Below are 260 nucleotides of genomic sequence, written 5' to 3' on the forward strand. Positions count from 1 at the left end.
CGAAGCCGAGTACCAGCACGAGAACGGCCGAGAGCACCATGTCCCAGACCAGGCCGGTGAACAGCAGCGCGATCGAGGCGAGCACGAGCACGAGCCCGAACAGGCGGCGGCGGCTGAACTTCTTGAGCAGGCGCGGACCGGCGACCATGCCCAGGGCTGCACCGCCGAAGACCGCGGCGAAGAGCACACCGAAACCGCCGTTGCCGGCTCCGAGCGCCTCCACGTGAGCGCGGCCCACACCGATGACGGCGGGCCCCCCG

Annotated in this window: 1 pseudogene; it reads right to left on the reverse strand. The window is 71.2% G+C overall.

Annotated features, from left to right (window positions below):
• Positions 1 to 260, reverse strand: a pseudogene (locus D474_RS28445) (dTMP kinase); the annotation flags it as partial.

Source organism: Nocardiopsis salina YIM 90010, from assembly GCF_000341025.1.
Taxonomy (GTDB): domain Bacteria; phylum Actinomycetota; class Actinomycetes; order Streptosporangiales; family Streptosporangiaceae; genus Nocardiopsis; species Nocardiopsis salina.